The organism is Marinovum sp. PR37 (genome assembly GCF_028807375.1).
GTDB lineage: Bacteria > Pseudomonadota > Alphaproteobacteria > Rhodobacterales > Rhodobacteraceae > Marinovum > Marinovum algicola.
Window position 1 is genome coordinate 67,012 of sequence record NZ_JARAML010000025.1, and the last position, 17,722, is coordinate 84,733.

Consider the following 17,722-nt stretch of genomic DNA (forward strand, 5'->3'; position numbering starts at 1 on the left):
GCTTGGCAGCCGGGGGTTGGCGGTTCGGTGTCGGCCGGTCCGCGGGATGGGGTCGGTCAGTCGTGCAGGCCCGGGGCGACATGGTCGCGCACCAGCGTGGCGCCGATGGCGGCCAGCCGCGCCACCAGCCTGTCGCCGGTCTCGGCCGAGCAGAGCGTCGGGTCGCAGCCGAAGGCGCCGGTCTCGGTGGCCTCCAGCGCCTCGATCGGCACTTGTATCCTGGCGCCGTCGACGGTGACGGTGTTGAAACCGGAAATCGCCAGCCCCTTGATCTCGGCGCCTTCGGGAGCCGGCCGGATCAGGTCGGGGCGCAGCAGGTCGGGATAGAAATGCAGCCCGACCGAGGTCAGCGGATCGCCGCCATGGCCCGAGGATTTCGCCGCCTGCTCCGGGCCGATCAATCCCGGCAGCTCGCCATAGGCCACTTGCCAGAGATACATCGACGGCACGAAAAGCCCGGCCTTCTGGCGCCAGCGCAGCGTCACCTCGGTGATCGCCGGAACATTGCCGCCATGGCCGTTGACGATCATCACCTTGCGGATGCCGTGCCGGTTGAGACAGGCGAACATGTCGTCGAGAATGCCGCACAGCGTGGCATGGCTGATCGAGATCCCGCCATGGCTGCTGTCAAAGTAATCGCGTCCGCCAAAGGGGATCACCGGCGCCACAAAGGTCGCCACGCCCTCGGCGCGGGCCGCTTTGGCGATCTCCACCGCCATCAGGTCGGCGGCCAGATAATCGCCCATCGGCGCATGGATGCCCTGATCCTCGAGCGAGCCCATTGGCAGCAGCACGACGGCCTCTGCGGTCAGGGCCTGCCGCGCCTCTTCCGAGGTCAGTTCCGCCATGCGGATCTTGTTGATCATGAGGGGCTCCTTGAAATGCTTGTCACTGTCACATGCAGTGAACCGGTCGCGGGCGGCGCCGTCCAATTCAAAGGGTTTGTCAGCCGATAGAGAAAATTTTTGCCGTGCCGCCAGAGGCTTGGCAGCGCCTCTCAGGCGCCCTTGCGGAGCGGACCGGCGGCGGCCGCCGCCCGGCGCGCGCCGGGCAGCCGGGCAAGGCGGAATGGCGCGGGATCGACCAGCGGCGCGGCGCCGGTGGCCAGTTCCGCCGCCAGTTGCCCGGCACCGGGGCCCAGCCCGAAACCATGGCCGGAAAAGCCGGTGGCGATCACCAGCCCCGGCAACCTCGGGGCATGGTCGATCACCGGCACCCCGTCCGGGGTCACGTCGATGATCCCGCCCCAGCGCTCGCGCACCGGCACGCCGGCAAGCGCCGGAAAGCTGTGGCAGACGTCGCGCAGCGCGGCCGCCAGCAGCCGGTCCTGCGGCGCGGGATCGAGTACCCGGCAGCGCTCGAACGGGCTGATCTCGTCGCCGCGCCAGCGCCGCGGCGTGACCAGCGTGTCGATCAGGCTGCGATCCACGGTCAGGGAAATCTCGCGGCGGTTCTGCCGCAGCCCGGCGGCAAAGCGCGGCGCCTGGCGCAGCAGATCATGGGTGAGCTGCACCGGCGTGCGGCCGCGGCGCGCCACGGTATAGCCACCGTCGGCCCGCGGCCGGATGCCAAAACGACCGGTGCCGAGCGCCAGCGCCGGGCCGCCGGCCACCGGCGCGGTGCGCAGCACCGAGCTGCGCACCCGCACCTGTGGCAGATCGATCCCGAGATTGCCGCAGAACAGCCGCGACCAGGCTCCGGCCGCAAGGATGGCGGCGCCGCAGCGGATCACCCCGCGCTCGGTCACCACCGCCGACACCCGGCCGGCCTCGGTCTCCAGCCCGCGCACGGCGCAATTGGTGAGCACGGCCGCCCCGGCGTCGCGCGCGCCCTCGGCCAGCGCCGGCGCCGCCAGCGCCGGTTCGGCGCGGCCGTCGTCAGCGGTCATCAGCGCCGTCGTGGCGGCCAGCCGCGCGCCGGGAAAGTGATCGGCCAGCCCGGCGCGATCCAGCCGCGTGACCCCGAGGCCGAAACGCCGAGCCTCGGCCTCGACCCGGTCGAGCCAGGCCTCCTCGCGCGCACTGCCGGCGCCATAGACGATGCCGCAGCGGCGAAAGCCGGTGTCGCGGCCGATGCGGGCGTTCAGCCCGGCCCAGAGCGTCAGGCTCGCGATGCCCAGCGGATATTCCGCCGCCGCCCGGCCCATGCGCCGCACCCAGCCCCAGTTGCGCCCCGATTGCTCGCCTGCGATCCGGCCCTTTTCCAGCAGCGCCACCCGCAGCCCCTGCTCCGCCGCCCAGAGCGCCGCCGAACAGCCGATGATGCCGCCGCCGATGACCACCAGGTCCACCGCCTCGGGCAGATCGGCGTCGCCCGCCACCGTCGTCACCCAGGGCCGCATCACAGCCCCGGCTCGTAGCGCCAGTTCACCGCCAGTTCGGAGACGCTGGCGCTGTTCGGCAGGCGCACGATCTCGGTTACCAGCCGGCCCAGATCCGCGGGCTGGGTGATCTCCTCGCGCGGCAGATCGTGGCGCAGGGTCATGTCGGTGGCGGTGAAACCGGGGCAGATGGCGCAGGCCCGCACGCCGCTGTCCCAGCCGGCCCGGCGGGCGGCATGAGACAGCGCCACAGCGGCATGTTTGGTCATCTGGTAGCCGGCGTTCAACCCCAGCACCCGCTTGCCCGAGAGCGAGGCCAGCACGATCACCCGGCCCTGCCCCGACCGGCAGAGCGCCGGCAGCGCCGCCCGGGTCAGCCGGAACGGCGCCTTGACGTTCACCGCCAGCAATTGCTCGAGCGCCGTTTCCATCTCGTCATCGGGCTGCGGCGCCTCCGGCATCAGCTCCAGCGGGCCGCCGGTTCCGGCATTGTTGACCAGCACGTCGATGCGGCCGAACTGCGCCTCGGTCGCTGCCACGAAGGCGCGGGCGGCGGCCGGATCGGCGGCATCGTAAGGCACCTCGAGCGGATCGAGCGCGGCGATCTCGGGCGGCAGGCTGCCGGCGCGGCGCAGCCCCAGCGCAAGCCGGTAGCCGCGCGCCGCCAGCGCCTGCGCAATCGCCGCCCCGATGCCGCGGTTGCCGCCGGTGATCATCGCCACCGGCGCACTCATGCCACCGCCTCCGGCGCCGCCTTGATGCAGGCGGCCTGCCACCGCGGTTCGATCCTGCGCGCCGCTGGCACCGCCTCGGCGCAGGCCGCCTCGGCCAGCGGACAGCGGGTGCGGAACGGACAGCCCGAGGGCGGGTTCGCCGGGCTCGGCAACTCGCCGGGCAGAATTCGCGGCGCGCCGCCGGTCGGGCGCGGCTTCAGGCTCGGCGTCGCGGTCAGCAGCGCCCGGGTATAGGGATGCGCCGGCGTGGCAAACACCCGTTCGGCCGGGCCCTCTTCGACAACCCGGCCAAGATACATCACCACGATCCGGGTGCAGAGATGGCGCACCACATGCAGATCATGGCTGATGAACAGCATCGCGAGGTCGAGATCGCGGCGCAGGTCCATCAGCAGGTTGACCACCTGCGCCTGGATCGACACGTCGAGCGCCGAGACCGGCTCGTCGGCGACGATGAAATCCGGCCGGGTCGAAAGGGCGCGGGCCACCGCGATGCGCTGGCGCTGGCCGCCGGAGAAGGCATGCGGCCGGCGCGACGCAGCCGAACGCGGCAAGCCGACCTGATCGAGCAGGCGAAACAGCTCGGCCTCGATCTCGCCGGGCGGCACCAGCCGGTGAATGCGCAGCCCGTCGGTGATCTGCGCGCCGATGCTGCGCCGCGGATCGAGCGAGCCGAAGGGATCCTGAAACACCATCTGCATGCGCCGCGACAGCTTTCGCCGCTCGGCCGCCGACAGCGCCGCCAGATCGCGGCCGTCAAAGCTGACGCGGCCCTCGGTCGGCCGGTCGAGGCCCATCATCATCCGGCCGAGCGTGGATTTGCCGCATCCGCTTTCGCCGACCACGCCGACGGTCTCGCCCGGCGCCAGCGCCAGGGTGACATCGCGCACCGCCCAGACATCGCGCACCCGGCCCAGCAGGCCCTGCCGGCCGGGAAAGTTCCGCGCGAGGCCCCGGGCCTCGACCAGCGGGGCGGGCTTGGCTCCCATGTCGAACATCAGCAGACCTCCTTCCAGCGGATACAGCGCGAGCTGCGGGACGCCTCCGGGTGGCTGGTTTCCGGCACCCGGCTGGTGCATTGCGGCAGCGCATGATCGCAGCGCGGCGCAAACCGGCAGCCCGGTGGCATGTCATGCGGCGGCGGCACGCTGCCGGGAATGGCGCGCAGCTGATCTGCCGCGCCCTCGGGGACCGAGGCGATCAGCGCCGCGGTATAGGGGTGTTTCGGCCGGGCAAAGACCTCGGCCACCGGCCCGGTCTCGACCACCTCTCCGGCGTACATCACCACCACCCGGTCGGCCAGTTCCGAGACAACCGCAAGGTCATGGGTGACGAAGATCAGCCCCATGTCCGGCGTGTCGGTCTTGAGCTTGCGGAACAGGTCGAGGATCTGGGCCTGGATCGTCGGGTCGAGCGCGGTGGTCGGTTCGTCGGCCACCAGCAGCCGGGGAGAATTGGCCACCGCCAGGGCGATCATCGCGCGCTGGCGCTGCCCGCCCGAAAGCTCGTGCGGATAAGCGCGGCGGCGGCGTTCGGGATCGGGTATGCCGACATGGCGCAGCAGCTCGACGACACGGGCCTGCACCGCGCGCTCGCCGGTCAGCCCGCCGGCGCGCAGCGCCTCCGCCAGCTGGTCGCCGACCCGGTGCACCGGGTTGAGCGCCGCGGCGGCGTCCTGAAACACCATCGACACCTCCGGCCCGCGCAGCGCCCGAAACGCCTCTTCGTCCATCTGCGCCAGGTCGAGCACCACGCCCGCGCGGGTGCGATAGCGCATTTCGCCGGCACTCACCCGAAGCTGGTCGGGCAGAAGCCCGAGCAGCGCCAGGCTGGTGAGCGTCTTGCCCGATCCGCTCTCGCCGACCAGCGCCACGGTCTCGCCCGGCATCACCGTCAGCCCGGCACGGCGCACCAGGTCGATCTGCGGCGTCCGGCCGACCGAGATGGCGAGGTTGCGGATTTCGACCAGCGGCCCGTTGTCGTCCGCGGCCCCGGGCCGCCGCGCCGCCGCCGTCTTGCGCCGCCCCGGCCGCCGCATCCACAGCGCGCCGCCCTTGGTCACCTCGCGCGGGTCGAGCGCGGTTTGCAGCCGGTCGCAGAGCAGGTTGAAGGTCAGGATGGTGCCGGCCAGCGCCAGCGACGGCCAGACCAGCAGCATCGGCGCCTGTTCCATCGCGCCCCGGGCGGCGCGGATCATCAGCCCCCAGGACGGCGTCGGCGGCACCACGCCCAGGCCGAGGAAGCTCAGCCCGCTCTCGATCACCATGGCCGAGGCCACCACCAGCGACATCTGCACCAGCAGCGGCGGCAGCACGTTGGGCAGGATGGTGCGGCCGAGGATGGTCAGCGGCGGCGCGCCCATGGCGCGCTGTGCGGTGACGTAATCCAGCCCGCGCACCTGAAGCGTCGCGGCATAGGCGACGCGGGCGTAATTCGGGGTATAGAGCAGCGTCAGCGCCAGGATCAGCGGCCAGGTGCCGGCGCCGAGGATGGTCACCACCAGCAGCGCCAGCAACAGCGGCGGCAGGCACAGCAGCACCTCGGCGGCGCGCACCGTCAGCACTTCGACGACGCCGCGGAAATAGCCGCCAAGCAGGCCCAGCAGGGTGCCGATCGTGGCCGCCGCCAGGGCCGAGCCGACGGCAATGAACAGCGAGGCCCGCCCGCCCCAGATCAGCCGCGCCAGCACGTCGCGGCCGAACTCGTCCTGGCCCAGCCAATGCGCGGCCGACGGGCCGGCGAAACGGTTCGGGATGTCCATGGCGCGCACGTCGTGCAGCGGCAGAAGCGGCGCCAGCAGCAGCACGGTGACAAGCGCGAGGACGATGCCGCCGGGCAGGAGCAGTTTTCGGGTCGATCGGCTCATGGCGTCACCAGCGAGATACGCGGGTCGAGCGCGGCATTGACCACGTCCACCACCAGGTTGAGAAAGACAAAGAGTACCGAGATCGTCATCACGATACCGACCACCTCGGGATAGTCCCGGGCGTCGACGGCGGCGACGAGATAGCCCGACAGACCCGGCCAGTTGAACACGAATTCGACCAGCACGGTGCCGCCGATCAGCGTGCCCATCTCGAGCCCCAGCACCGTCAGCACCGGGATCAGCGCATTGCGCACCACATGGCGGCGCAGGATGGTGTTGCGGCCCAGCCCCTTGGCGCGGGCGGTCCGCACATGGTCGCGCTCCAGCACCTCCAGCACCGAGGCGCGGGTCATCCGGGTAATCACCGCCCAGAGGCTCAGCGCCACGGTGCCGGCCGGCAGGATCAGCAGTTTCAGGTGTTGCACCGGATCCTCCGAGAACGGCACGAAACCGCCCGCCGGCAGCCATTTCAGCTGTTGCGCAAAGATCAGGATCACCACCGAGCCGACCACGAAGACCGGCGTTGACAGCGCCGCCGAGGCCAGCAACGAAACGAAACCGTCGGCCTTGCCGCCGGCGCGGATCGCCGCCCAGGTGCCCAGCGGCACCCCCGCCAGACTGGCCAGCAGGGCGGCGGTGAAAATCACCTCGAGCGTGCGCGGCAGGCGCGTGGCGATCTGTTCCATCACCGGCGCGCCGTCACGGAACGACGCGCCGAGATCGCCCGAGAGCAGCCCCCCCAGATGGTCGAGATACTGCTGCCACAGCGGGGCGTTGAGCCCCATCTTCTCGCGCAGCGCGGCCACCGCCTGCGGGTCGGGCGCGATGCTGCCCTGGCTCAGCAGAAGTTCCGCCGGATCCCCGGGGATCAGGTGCAGCAACAGGAAGACCAGCGTCACCACCACCCAGACCAGGAAGATCGCGACGAGACTGCGGTAGGCTATGTATCTGACCATCGGGGACCGCTCAGCCCAGCATGGTTTCTTCCAGCGTGATGCCGGAATAGAAGGTCAGCTGCCCGGGCAGGTTGGCAAAGCCCGAAACGCCCGCCTTCATGCCATAACCCTGCGCCCGCCAGGCGAGACCGACCAGCGGCACCGTTTCGATCGCGGTGCTTTCCAGCTCGTGGTAGATCGCCTTGCGTTCCTCGGTGTCAAAGGTCGCCCGACCCCTGGCGAATAGCTCGGTGATTTCCGGCGTCTGCATGTCATAGCTGCGCACGAACGAGGGCGGCAGCGAGCCGTCAAGCACATTGACCAGCCCGTCGGGGTCGTTGTTGTCGGCGGTGGTGCCCATCACGGCAAGGTCGTACTGGCCTTCGTTGCCCTTCTTCACCCGGCTCGACCATTCCGGCAGATCAAGCTGCGCGTTGATGCCCACCATCGAAAGATAGGCCTGACAGACCTCGGCGGTGGATTGGTGCATGCCGTATTGCGCCGTCGACAGCATGGTGCAGGAGAAACCGTCGGGATAACCGGCCTCGGCCAGCAGCGCCTTGGATTTTTCCGGGTCGTAAGACCAGGCGTCGGCCAGGTCGGGGTTGAAGAATTCCGATTTCTCCGCGATCGGCAGATGGGTCAGCGCCCCGCCGCGATCGTAGAAGGCCGCCGCAACGATATCCTCGCGCTTGATGGCATGGGCCACGGCCTGCCGCACCTTGGGGTTGTCGAACGGCGGCTTGCCGGCGTTGAAGGTCAGATACATGAACGGCCCGTCGGTGACATCGAGCCTCAGCGCGTCATTGTCCTCGACCTGCGCCATGGCCTGCCAGGGCACGTATTCGGCAAGATCGACGTCGCCCGCTTCCAGCGCCGCAACGCGCAGGTTCTCGTCGGCATAGACGATGGCCTCGACCCCGGCGAGCTTCGGCAGCCCGGGCTTGTAATAGCCGTCGAAGGCCGTGAGGCTCAGCGACACGCCGCGTTCGATGCTGTCGAGCGTGAAGGGCCCGGCGCCGATCTCGGTTTCGGGGCTTTCGCCGGTCTTGATGATCGGCATGTGGTAATGCGCGAACCAGCCCGGCAGGGTCGCCAGCGGCTCCGAGGTATGCAGCCGCACGGTGCGGGCGTCGGGCGTCTCGACCTTGGTGATCAGCGACATCTGGCCCTGGCTGAAAGCGGCGCTGTCGGGCTTGGCGACCTCGGCGATGGTATAGGCCACGTCCTCGGCGGTGACCGGCGTGCCGTCGTGCCACTGCGCCTCGCGCAGGGTGAAGGTCCAGACCCCGGCGTCATCCACCGACCAATCCTCGGCCAGCTCGCCGCGCAGCATGCCGTCGGCTCCGTAGCTCAGAAGCCCGCGGTGCATCATCAGCTTGATGGTCCCCGCCGCCGTTCCGGCCGAGGTCCAGGCCGCGAGGCTCGGCGGAAAGGTCGACAGCGCAAAGCGCAGCGTGCCGCCCTCCTGCGCCATCAGCGCGCGCGGGCCGAGGAAGCTCAGCGCCCCGGCGCCTCCGAGTGTCGTGGCGAGAAAGCCGCGGCGGTTCAGTCCATTGGTCATTGCAGTCTCCTTGTCGGTTGTGGCGGGCTCTTTTCGGCCCTTCGGGTGGGTAAAGGTTCGGGGGCGCGTCACTCGGCGGCGACGCGGCGTTCCTCGGGATGGCCATAGCCGCCCCCGCCGGGGGTGACCACCTCCAGCCATTCGCCCCGGCGCAGGGCACCCTGGCCGCGATCGAAAGGCGCGGTGCCGGGGCCGGTGGCATAGCTGCCGTGGCCGCCCTCGCCGCCGCCCGCCAGCCCCCAGGAGCGCGACAGGTTGCGCGAGATATCGACCCGGACAAGGCAATCCTCGGTGGCGCGGTAGACCCGGCGCAGCCCCATGCCGCCACGCTGGCGGCCGGTCCCCTGCGAGCCGTCGACCAGCTCGTAGCGCTCGAGGATCAGCGGATATTCGACTTCCAGCGCCTCGACCGGCAGGTTCGATGTATTGGTGGCATGCACATGGATGCCGTCCAGCCCGTCGGCCGCGGGCCGGGCGCCGCCGCCGCCGCCGATGGTCTCGAGATAGACCCAGTAGGCGCCGGCCTCCGGCCCGCTCTGCCGGGTGCCCGAGAACTGCGCCACCGTGCAGGTCGAATTGGTGCAGGCCGAGACCCGCTCGGGCGCCGCCTGCGCCAACGCGCCAAGGATCAGATCGGCCACCCGCTGGCAGGTCTGCACCCGCCCGTTGACCGCCGCCGGATGGGCGCAATTGAGGATCGATCGGTCCGGCGCCGTCACCGTGATCGGCCGCGCCAGCCCGGCATTGGGCAGCACCGTCGGATCGACCACCGATTTCACGATGTAATAGACCGTGGCCAGAAGCGCGGTGCGCGTCATGTTGATGCCGGCACGGACCTGCGGCGGCGCCTCGAAGGCCAGGGCGATGTCCTCGCCGGAAATTGTCACCGTGACCGCCAGCGGGATCGGCGCGTCGAAATCGAGATTGTCGAACACATCCTCGAACCGCCACGCCCCGTCCGGCAGCGCCGCCAGGCCGGCGCGCATCTTGCGCTCGGCGTAGTCCAGCAGCGCCTGCCCCGAGGCCAGCACCGTCTCGGCGCCATAGCGCGCGCACAGCTCCTGAAAGCGCTGCACGCCGACCCGGTTCGCCGCCATCTGCGCGCGCAGATCCGACAGCCGTTCGCGCGGCACCTGACAGTTCAGCAGGATCAGGTTCTGCACATCCTCCTGCAACACCCCTTCGCGATACAGCCGGATCGGCGGGATGCGCAGCCCCTCCTGATAGATATGGGCATGCGCCCGGTCGACGAAATCTGAATGGTGCGCAAGGTTCACCGTCCAGGCCACCAGCCGGCCGCCATGAAACACCGGCTCGGCCAGCACGATGTCGGGCAGATGGGTGCCGCCGCCCTGATAGGCGTCATTGCCGACAAACACATCGCCGGGGCGGATGCCCGCCGCGTCATGCAGCGACAGCACCATCGGGATGAAATCGAGGAAACTGCCCAGGTGCACCGGGATATGCTCGGCCTGGCACAGCGTGCGGCCGGCCCGGTCGAACAGCGCGGTGGAACAGTCGCGGCGCTCCTTGACGTTGGTGGAATAGGAGGCGCGCACCAGCGCCTCGCCGGTTTCCTCGACGATCGAGGACAGCGCGGCGCCGATGACCTCGACGGTGATCGGATCGAGCGCGGGGGCGGTGTCGGTCATTGGCCAAGCTCCAGGATCAGATTGTCGATTTCGTCGACGTGGGCCGAAACCCCCGGCGGGATCAATGTGGTGGTGTCCATCTGCTCGACGATGGCCGGCCCGTCAAAACGCATCCCGGGCCGCAGCCGATCGCGGGCATAAAGCGTGGTCTCGGTAAAACAGCTGGTTTCCGGATACCAGACCCGGCGCGCGCCGATGATGGCGCGGTCGGCCGCCTCGGGGCCAAGCGCCGCCCGCGGCAGCTCGGCCTTCTGCACCAGCCCCACCGCCTCGGCGCGGAAGGTGACGCAGAAAATGCGCTCCTGCTCCACGGCAAAGCCATACATGCGCCTGTGCGCTTCGGTGAAGCCCTGGCGCAGCGCCGCCAGTGTCTCGGAGGTGACCGGCCCGGCGGGCAGGTCGATCGACAGCTCGTAATTCTGGCCTTCATAGCGCATGTCGACACGGCGGGTCAGCCCGCGCTTGTCGGCGGCGATCTCCTCGGCGGCGAACCAGCCCTCGGCCTCGGCCGTGACCGCCGCGGCGGCGGCGCCGATCTCGGCCAGAGACGCCTCTTCGAGCGGCATCAGCCGGGTCAGCGGGAATTCCGCCCGCAGATCGGTGAGCAGCAGCCCCATGGCGCAGAGCGTGCCCGGCGTGCGCGGGATCAACACGCGCGGCATGCCCAGCTCCTGCGCCAGACGCACCGCGTGCAGCGGCCCGGCGCCGCCAAAGGCCATCAGCGCATAGGCCCGCGGATCGTGGCCGCGCTGCACCGAGATCACCCGGATCGCCTTGGCCATGTTGGCGGTCACCACCGAGATGATGCCCTGGGCGGTGGCCATGGTGTCCATGCCCAGCCGTTCGGCCATGCGGTCGATGGCGGCCAGGGCGAGATCGCGGCGCACCTCCATGCGGCCGCCCAGCAGATGCGTCGGATTGAGCACCTGCAACACGATATTGGCGTCGGTCACGGTCGGCTCCGCCCCGCCGCGCCCGTAGCAGACCGGGCCGGGATCGGCGCCGGCGCTGTCCGGGCCGACCTTGAGCAGCCCGCCGGCGTCGATCCGCGCGATCGAGCCGCCACCGGCGCCGACGGTGTGGATGTCGAGCATCGGCGCCTTGATCGGATAGCCGTGCACCTGGCTTTCATGGGTCCGTGCGGTCTGGCCACCGGCCATCAGCGCCACATCCGACGAGGTGCCGCCCATGTCAAAAGTGATGATGTCGGGCGCGCCGGCCGCCGCACCGATCACCTGCGCCGCCACCACGCCGGTCGACGGCCCCGAGAGCACTGCCCGCACCGGCGTCTCCGCCGCCACCTCGAAACGCACCACGCCGCCGTTCGACTGGGTCAGATGCGGCGGCACTGTCAGGCCGAGACTGTCAAGCCGCGGTGTCAGGCGGTGGATATAGCGCTGCATGATCGGCCCGAGATAGGCATTCACCGTCGCGGTCGAAAGCCGTTCGAATTCGCGAAACTCCGGTGCGATCTCATGGCTGGCGCAGAGAAAGACCCCGGGCAGCTCCTGCTCGAGGATCGCCCCGGCGCGCTGTTCATGCGCCGGGTTGACGAAGGCATAGAGAAAGCAGATCGCCACCGCCTCGACCCCTGCCGCGCGCAGCCCGGCCCCGGCCCGGCGCACCGCGTCCTCGTCAAGCGCGGTCTCGACACTGCCATCGTGCAGCAGCCGCTCCGGCACTTCGAACCGCAGCGCCCGCGGCACCAGCGTCTGCGGCTTGTCAGCAAAGATGTCGTAGAGATCCGGGCGTTTCTGGCGGCCGATCTCCAGCAGATCGCGAAAGCCGGCGGTGGTCAAAAGCCCGACGCGGGCGCCGCGATGGGTGATCAGCGCATTGGTCGCCACCGTGGTGCCATGGCCGAGATAGGCCACCGCGGCCGCCGGATCGGTCTCGGCGCCGGCGCATTCGCGCATCGCCTCCTCGACGCCGCAAGCCATGCCGCGCGACGGATCATCGGGGGTCGAAGACACCTTCCAGACGTCCATCTTGCCCGAGGTCTCGTCGAACAGGCAGATATCGGTAAAGGTGCCGCCCGAATCCACCCCGACGCGCCATTGCGCCAGACCATCCGCCGTGTCGGTAACATCCTTCATTTTCGCGCTTTCCCTGCTCTGCACTCTGCGATAGGCACCAGCTCGATCCGGCCGGAGGCACCTGACCCCCCTGCCCGCTCCGCCTGGAACGGCCCGGATCAGACCGGCCGAACCCGGCCCGGTGGCCTGGGGTCATCGGACACGCGGAACCCCCGCGCCGTCCAATCCAAAACTTTTGTGACAGGGAAAAAAAAGTCTATCGAGGGCAGGCCAGACCGGCGCCGCCCAATCCGCAGGCATTTGAAAAGCCTGGGCGTTTTTCGGGGCCTCGGGCATGCCGCCGCGCGCGGGTCACCGGGAATTTGCCCGCAAGAGCGCCCCGGATCCGACGCGCAAAGATCCACCGTTGCCGGTCAACCGCCGACGAAGGGCGGGGAAGCAACCGCCGGCGCCCGCCGGGCCAAGGTCCGAAACCGGCCGAAGCGGCCGCGCGATCCCGGCTCCACCGCGCCGGGCCGAACTGCGCTCAGGCCTCGCCCATCCGGGCCGCCGGCTCAGCGATAGACCGCATTCGGCAGCCAGAGCGCGATGCCGGGGATGAAGGTGATCAGCAGCAGCACGATCACCAGCGGCACGAGAAAGGGCATCGTGGCCCGCACACATCGCTCGAAACGCACGCCCGAAACCTCGGCCAGGACAAAGAGCACCATGCCCACCGGCGGCGTCAGCAGCCCCAGCATCAGGTTCAGGATCAGCAAGATCCCCAGGTGCACCGGGTCGATGCCGGCGCTCAAGGCGATCGGCATGAGCACCGGCACGAGGATGGTGATCGCCGCGATGGTCTCCATGAACAACCCGATCAACAGGACGATCCCCATCATGATCAACAGCAGGATCTGCGTGTTGTCGGTGATGCCCAGAAGTGCCGCGCCCAGCTTGGTCGCCACCTGCTCCGAGGTCAGGATCCAGGCAAAGACCGCCGCCGAGGCGATGATCATCAGAATCGCGGCCGAGGTGATGATCGTGTCCATCGACACCCGCACCAGGTGCCGCCAGGTCAGTGAACGATAGACCAGGAGGCCCAGCACCAGCGCATAGCAGACGGCGGCCACCGCGGCCTCGGTCGGGGTAAAGATGCCGGTGGCGATGCCGCCGACGATGATCACCGGGGTCAGCAGCGGCAGAAAGGCCTGCTTGAAGGTCTCCCAGATGCGGCAGGCGCTGATCCGGCCGTCGCGCGGATAGCCGCGCTTCCACGAATACCATGCCACCATGACCATCAGCGACACCGCCATCAGCAGCCCCGGCACCAGACCGGCCGCGAACAGCTCGCCAATCGAGACCGAGGCCATGACGCCATAGATCACCAGCGGCAGCGAAGGCGGAATGATCGGGCCGATGGTCGATGAGGCGGCGGTGACCCCGACCGAGAAATCGGTGTCATAGCCGCTTTCGCGCATGGCCTTGATCTCGACATTGCCAAGCCCGCCGGCATCGGCCACCGCGGCCCCCGACATGCCGGCAAAGATCACGCTGGCCCCGACGTTCACATGCCCCAGCCCACCGGGCAGCCAGCCCACCAGCGACCGGGCAAAGGCAAAGATCTTGGTGGTGATGCCGCCGGTGTTCATCAGATGCCCGGCAAGGATAAAGAACGGAATGGCCAGCAGCGGAAAACTGTCGATGCCGCCGATCATCCGGTGGATCAACAGCACATCGGGCAGCCCCTTGATCATGATATAGGCCAGCGAGGCGCCGCCCAGGGCGACCGCGACCGGCACGCCCAGGATCAGGAAGACGGCGAGCAGGATGAAAAGCACGGTCAGAGCCATGTCAGGTGTCCTCCGAGATGAACGGGAGCTTGGCGGCGGCGATGTCCTGCGCCGGGCGCCGCGCCTGCCGCACCAGGATGACGGCGGAAAGACCCGCCATGCCGGCGCAGCCCAGGGCGACGGCGTAATAAAGATAGGCCTTGGGCATCTGCACCGAGACCATGCTGGAATTGGTCCGCTGCGCCAGCTCCACACCAAGCCAGCCGGCATAGCCCCAAAAGACCGTCACCAGCGCCTCGACCCCCAGAACCACCGGCTTGATCACCCTCGGCGCCATGTAGTGATAGGCAAATTCGAGAAAGATATGCTTGCCCAGGCGAACACAGGTCACGCCCCCCAGAAAGCCCAGCAAGATCAGGAAATAGCGCGCGATCTCTTCGGTCCAGCCGAGGCTGTCGTTCAACACGTAGCGGGTGAAGAATTGCAGCGCGACAATCACGAACAGGATCGCAAAGACGAGCAATACGGGGATGTCCATCCAGCTGACATCCGAAATATCGTCGGTGACTTCCTCCGCCTCGCCGATCAGCGCGTCGATCTGGTCTTTCCGAGTCATCGGGTCCTCCTCCCTGGGGTGCCGCGGCCCGGCAAGCCTCGGGCCGCGGCGGCGTGCGATCTCGCCTTACTCGGCGTCCGGCACCGCCTGCAAGCGCTCGTAAAGCTCGGTCGGGAACGGCTGATCGCCATTGGTCAGCGCCGGCGCCACGGCGGCGATAAAGGGCGCGCGGTCCACCTCGTTGACGGTGACCCCCTCGCCCCGGAACCAGTCGGCCAGCTCGGTCTCGGCCTGCACGATGGCGGCGGTGGCGTCGTCGGCGGTTTCCTTCAGCACCTCGTCCAGGATCTGCCGGTCCTCGTCCGACAGCATCCCCAGCCGGAAGCCGGACACCACGGTATAGGTCGAGTTGATGATGTGGCCGGTCAGGCTGATGTCGCTCTGCACCTCGTGAAAACGCTTGGCCTTGATCGTGGTCAGCGGGTTTTCCTGGGCATCCACCACGCCCTGTTGCAGCGCCAGATAGACCTCGGCAAAGGCCAGCGGTGTCGGGTTGGCCCCGACGGCGGCCGGAAACAGCATATAGGCCGGCGCGCCGGGCACGCGGATTTTCAGGTCCTGCATGTCCTCGGGCGTCAGGATCGGCTTGTTGGCGGTCACGTGGCGCGAGCCGTAATAGCTGACCGCCGCGATCTCGTTGCCGCCGGTGGCATCGGCGTAGCCCCGGGCCACCTCGGCAAAGACGTCACTGCCGAAATAGGCTTTCCAGTGATCGAGATTGCGCAGGGTAAAGGGGAAATCGGTCATCGAGGCCGGGCCATAGAACGACCCCGCAAAGCCGGCGCCGGTATAGATGATATCGACGGTGCCCAGCGACAGGCCTTCGTTCAGGTCGGTCTCCTTGCCCAGCGACGAGGCCGGGAAAACCTCGATCGAATGGCGGCCTTCGGTGCGCTCCTCGAACAGCTCCGCGGCCTTTTCGGCGGCGGCCTGCAACGGGTGGCCGACTTCGTAGACATGCGCGAACTTCAGCACATCGGCAAAGGCGGCGCTGCCCATCAGGCTCGCGGCCAGGGCAACGGGCCCCATGACATTGGTGATCTTCATTTCTCTCCTCCGGAATTTCATGGTTTGGGGTGGGTGCAACGTCAGGCCGCCACATCGTTGGCGCGGCGCAGCTTGTCCCAGTCGAATTCGACACCGATGCCCGGCGTCGAAGGCGCAACGGCCCGGCGGTTTTCAAGCACCAGTGGCCGGTGGGTGTATTCGTCGATTGGAAAACTGTGCACCTCGATCCAGCCGGCATTGGGCCGGGCGGAAACAAGGCTGACGTGAAGCTCCTGCATGCCGTGGCTACAGACCGGGATACCGGCCTCGCGCGCCATCTCGGCGACCTGCAACCAGCCGGTGATGCCCCGGCAGTTCGAGGCGTCGGGCTGGATGAAGGCCAGTTTCGAATTCTCGAAGGCGTGGCGGAATTCCTGTGCGGTATGCAGGTTCTCGCCCATCGCCAGCGGGCAGCCGGTGGTCTCGGCGATGTGGCCATAGCCGACATAATCGTCCGGCTCGATGGGCTCTTCGAACCAGGTGATATCCAGCTCCATGAACCCACGTGCCGCCGCGATGGCCTGATCGACCGTCATCGCGTAATTGGCGTCGACCATGAAGTCGATATCCGGCCCGATCAGCGCGCGCACCGCGCGGGCGCGGGCCAGGTCTTCGGCCAGATCGGGCTTGCCGACCTTGATCTTGACGCCATCGAACCCCTGATCGAGATAGCCCTGTACGCTGGCCAGAAGCCTGTCCTGCGAATAGTTCAGATCGATCCCGCCGCGATAGGCCCGGCACCGGTCCGAGGCGCCGCCGGCCACCTTCCACAGCGGCTGGCCCAGTTCGCGGCACCTGGCGTCCCAGAGCGAGATATCGATTGCGGCGATGGCAAAGCTGTCGATGCCGCCGCGGCCGACATAATGGATGTGCCGGCCCATCGCGGCATTCAGCGCTTCGATGTCACCGGCCTCTTGCCCGGTCAGCCACTCCGCGAAATCGTGCTCGATCATGGCAAGGATCGCGTGGCCGCCCTTGCCGCCGGTATAGGTATAGCCGGTCCCGCGGCTGCCATTGTCCAGCCGGACCTGCACGATCACCAGTTCGAAATGGGTATGATCCCCATGCATGGCATCGCTGAGAACCTCTGCCAGCGGCAAGGTGAACAATTCGGCGGTGACGGCTTCTATCTTGGGCATGTACCTGGCTCCTCCTGTCATTTTGGTCTTACCAAATAACGATACAAGGCGTCAATATCCGAATTTTCCTGCCAAGTCTGTATTTATGGTAAGTCCAGTTTCGGGGCTTTGGGGCCTAAAGCGACATGGGACAGGCCTGATGGCACTAGGTGCCTGCCATCGAAGGAACGGCCCCTGATCCACCCGGCCCGGGGCCGCAGCCCCCTGCCCCACCCATGGCCAGCGGCACGCAGCGCTTCGGGCAATCCCTCCGGGGCCTCTCCGAGCGGTCCGGGGCGGAGCCAAAGATCGTCTTCCGAGGGTTCGTCACTGCCGTCTGGGACGCTGGTCGCCGCCTGGCGCAATCCCATCGATCCCCATCGTCAGTTCGGCATTCCCGCCTTGTGAAGTAAATGCCCCCGTGACCGGGACCACGAGAATGTAGGCCCTGTCCGCGTGGGTTGGACAGGAATTGCCAGCCGACAATGTCCGCGCGGGATGGCGGTGTCAGGAACATTGCCAAGTTGACAATGGTGCTTTGGGTCGGATGGCGTTCTGAGATGACCGATTATGCTTCCGGGCCGCGGCTGAAGGGCTTGCGTTTTCCGCGCGAGGTGGTCAGCTAGGCCGTCCGGGCATACCACGCGTTTCGCGTTAAGCGCGGCAGATGTCGAGGGCCTCCTCGCACAGCGTGGCGTCACGGTCAGCGGGGAGGCTGCGGGTGAACCGCTTTGGCGCTCATTTTGCAGCATGCACCGCGCGCAGCGAACAAATGGCATCTTGACGAAGTGGGGATCTCGATACGCAGCGTGACGCACTGGCTCTGGAGCGCGATCGACGACCATGGCGACGTTCCAGACATTCTCCTCCAGCCGCGCCGGAACGCGACGGCGGCGAAACGATCCCTGAAGCGTTTGATCGCTCAGTTCGGCGCGCCTCGCGTTGTCGTCACCGTCAAGCTGCGCAGCGACACCAGGCCGATCAGGGCCCTGGTGCCGAACGACGATACAGGGTCAGGATATAGCGCGACAATCAGGGTGAGATCAGCGCGACAATCAGGAT

13 protein-coding genes and 1 pseudogene are annotated in these 17,722 nt (G+C 68.3%); 1 reads left to right on the forward strand and 13 read right to left on the reverse strand.

From position 1 onward, the window contains the following. Window positions 1-56: 56 nt before the first annotated feature. The 13 genes from PVW49_RS18510 to PVW49_RS18570 form a co-directional block, all read right to left on the reverse strand. Window positions 57-866 carry a creatininase family protein gene (locus PVW49_RS18510; protein WP_048534680.1) on the reverse strand — a complete coding sequence of 270 codons (810 nt, stop codon included), beginning with the start codon at window positions 864-866 and terminating at the stop codon, window positions 57-59. A 131-nt stretch (window positions 867-997) separates the two neighbouring features. Next, complete coding sequence (locus PVW49_RS18515) at window positions 998-2,341, reverse strand: NAD(P)/FAD-dependent oxidoreductase (RefSeq protein ID WP_274591264.1); 1,344 nt, start codon at window positions 2,339-2,341, stop codon at window positions 998-1,000. Continuing rightward, window positions 2,341-3,054 carry an SDR family NAD(P)-dependent oxidoreductase gene (locus PVW49_RS18520; protein ID WP_074838257.1) on the reverse strand — a complete coding sequence of 238 codons (714 nt, stop codon included), beginning with the start codon at window positions 3,052-3,054 and terminating at the stop codon, window positions 2,341-2,343. Before PVW49_RS18520 ends, PVW49_RS18515 begins: the two co-directional genes overlap by 1 nt. After that, window positions 3,051-4,052 (reverse strand): ABC transporter ATP-binding protein, encoded by a 1,002-nt coding sequence (locus tag PVW49_RS18525; RefSeq protein ID WP_274591265.1) that lies wholly within the window; start codon window positions 4,050-4,052, stop codon window positions 3,051-3,053. Before PVW49_RS18525 ends, PVW49_RS18520 begins: the two co-directional genes overlap by 4 nt. Then, window positions 4,052-5,920 (reverse strand): dipeptide/oligopeptide/nickel ABC transporter permease/ATP-binding protein, encoded by a 1,869-nt coding sequence (locus PVW49_RS18530; protein WP_274591266.1) that lies wholly within the window; start codon window positions 5,918-5,920, stop codon window positions 4,052-4,054. Before PVW49_RS18530 ends, PVW49_RS18525 begins: the two co-directional genes overlap by 1 nt. After that, the gene (locus PVW49_RS18535) at window positions 5,917-6,876 is read right to left on the reverse strand and encodes an ABC transporter permease (protein ID WP_048534675.1); all 960 of its coding nucleotides are present in this window, start codon (window positions 6,874-6,876) and stop codon (window positions 5,917-5,919) included. Before PVW49_RS18535 ends, PVW49_RS18530 begins: the two co-directional genes overlap by 4 nt. A 10-nt stretch (window positions 6,877-6,886) precedes the next feature. Continuing rightward, a complete protein-coding gene (locus PVW49_RS18540) occupies window positions 6,887-8,419 on the reverse strand; it encodes an ABC transporter substrate-binding protein (protein WP_274591267.1) in 1,533 nt (510 codons plus the stop codon). Window positions 8,420-8,487: 68 nt separating this feature from the next. Beyond that, window positions 8,488-10,071 (reverse strand): hydantoinase B/oxoprolinase family protein, encoded by a 1,584-nt coding sequence (locus PVW49_RS18545; protein WP_074838188.1) that lies wholly within the window; start codon window positions 10,069-10,071, stop codon window positions 8,488-8,490. After that, the gene (locus PVW49_RS18550; RefSeq protein WP_274591268.1) at window positions 10,068-12,167 is read right to left on the reverse strand and encodes a hydantoinase/oxoprolinase family protein; all 2,100 of its coding nucleotides are present in this window, start codon (window positions 12,165-12,167) and stop codon (window positions 10,068-10,070) included. Before PVW49_RS18550 ends, PVW49_RS18545 begins: the two co-directional genes overlap by 4 nt. Before the next feature lie 494 nt (window positions 12,168-12,661). Beyond that, window positions 12,662-13,939, reverse strand: a complete 1,278-nt coding sequence (locus PVW49_RS18555; RefSeq protein ID WP_274565515.1) for a TRAP transporter large permease — start codon at window positions 13,937-13,939, stop codon at window positions 12,662-12,664. Between the two features lies 1 nt (window position 13,940). Then, window positions 13,941-14,495, reverse strand: a complete 555-nt coding sequence (locus PVW49_RS18560; protein WP_074838196.1) for a TRAP transporter small permease — start codon at window positions 14,493-14,495, stop codon at window positions 13,941-13,943. Window positions 14,496-14,561: 66 nt separating this feature from the next. Next, complete coding sequence (locus tag PVW49_RS18565; RefSeq protein ID WP_083416123.1) at window positions 14,562-15,542, reverse strand: sialic acid TRAP transporter substrate-binding protein SiaP; 981 nt, start codon at window positions 15,540-15,542, stop codon at window positions 14,562-14,564. A gap of 41 nt (window positions 15,543-15,583) precedes the next feature. Next, window positions 15,584-16,681 carry a mandelate racemase/muconate lactonizing enzyme family protein gene (locus PVW49_RS18570; RefSeq protein ID WP_274591269.1) on the reverse strand — a complete coding sequence of 366 codons (1,098 nt, stop codon included), beginning with the start codon at window positions 16,679-16,681 and terminating at the stop codon, window positions 15,584-15,586. Between the two features lie 539 nt (window positions 16,682-17,220). On the opposite strand from PVW49_RS18570, the pseudogene PVW49_RS18575 reads away from it, so the two are divergent. Continuing rightward, a pseudogene (locus PVW49_RS18575) lies at window positions 17,221-17,722 on the forward strand (IS6 family transposase); the annotation flags it as partial.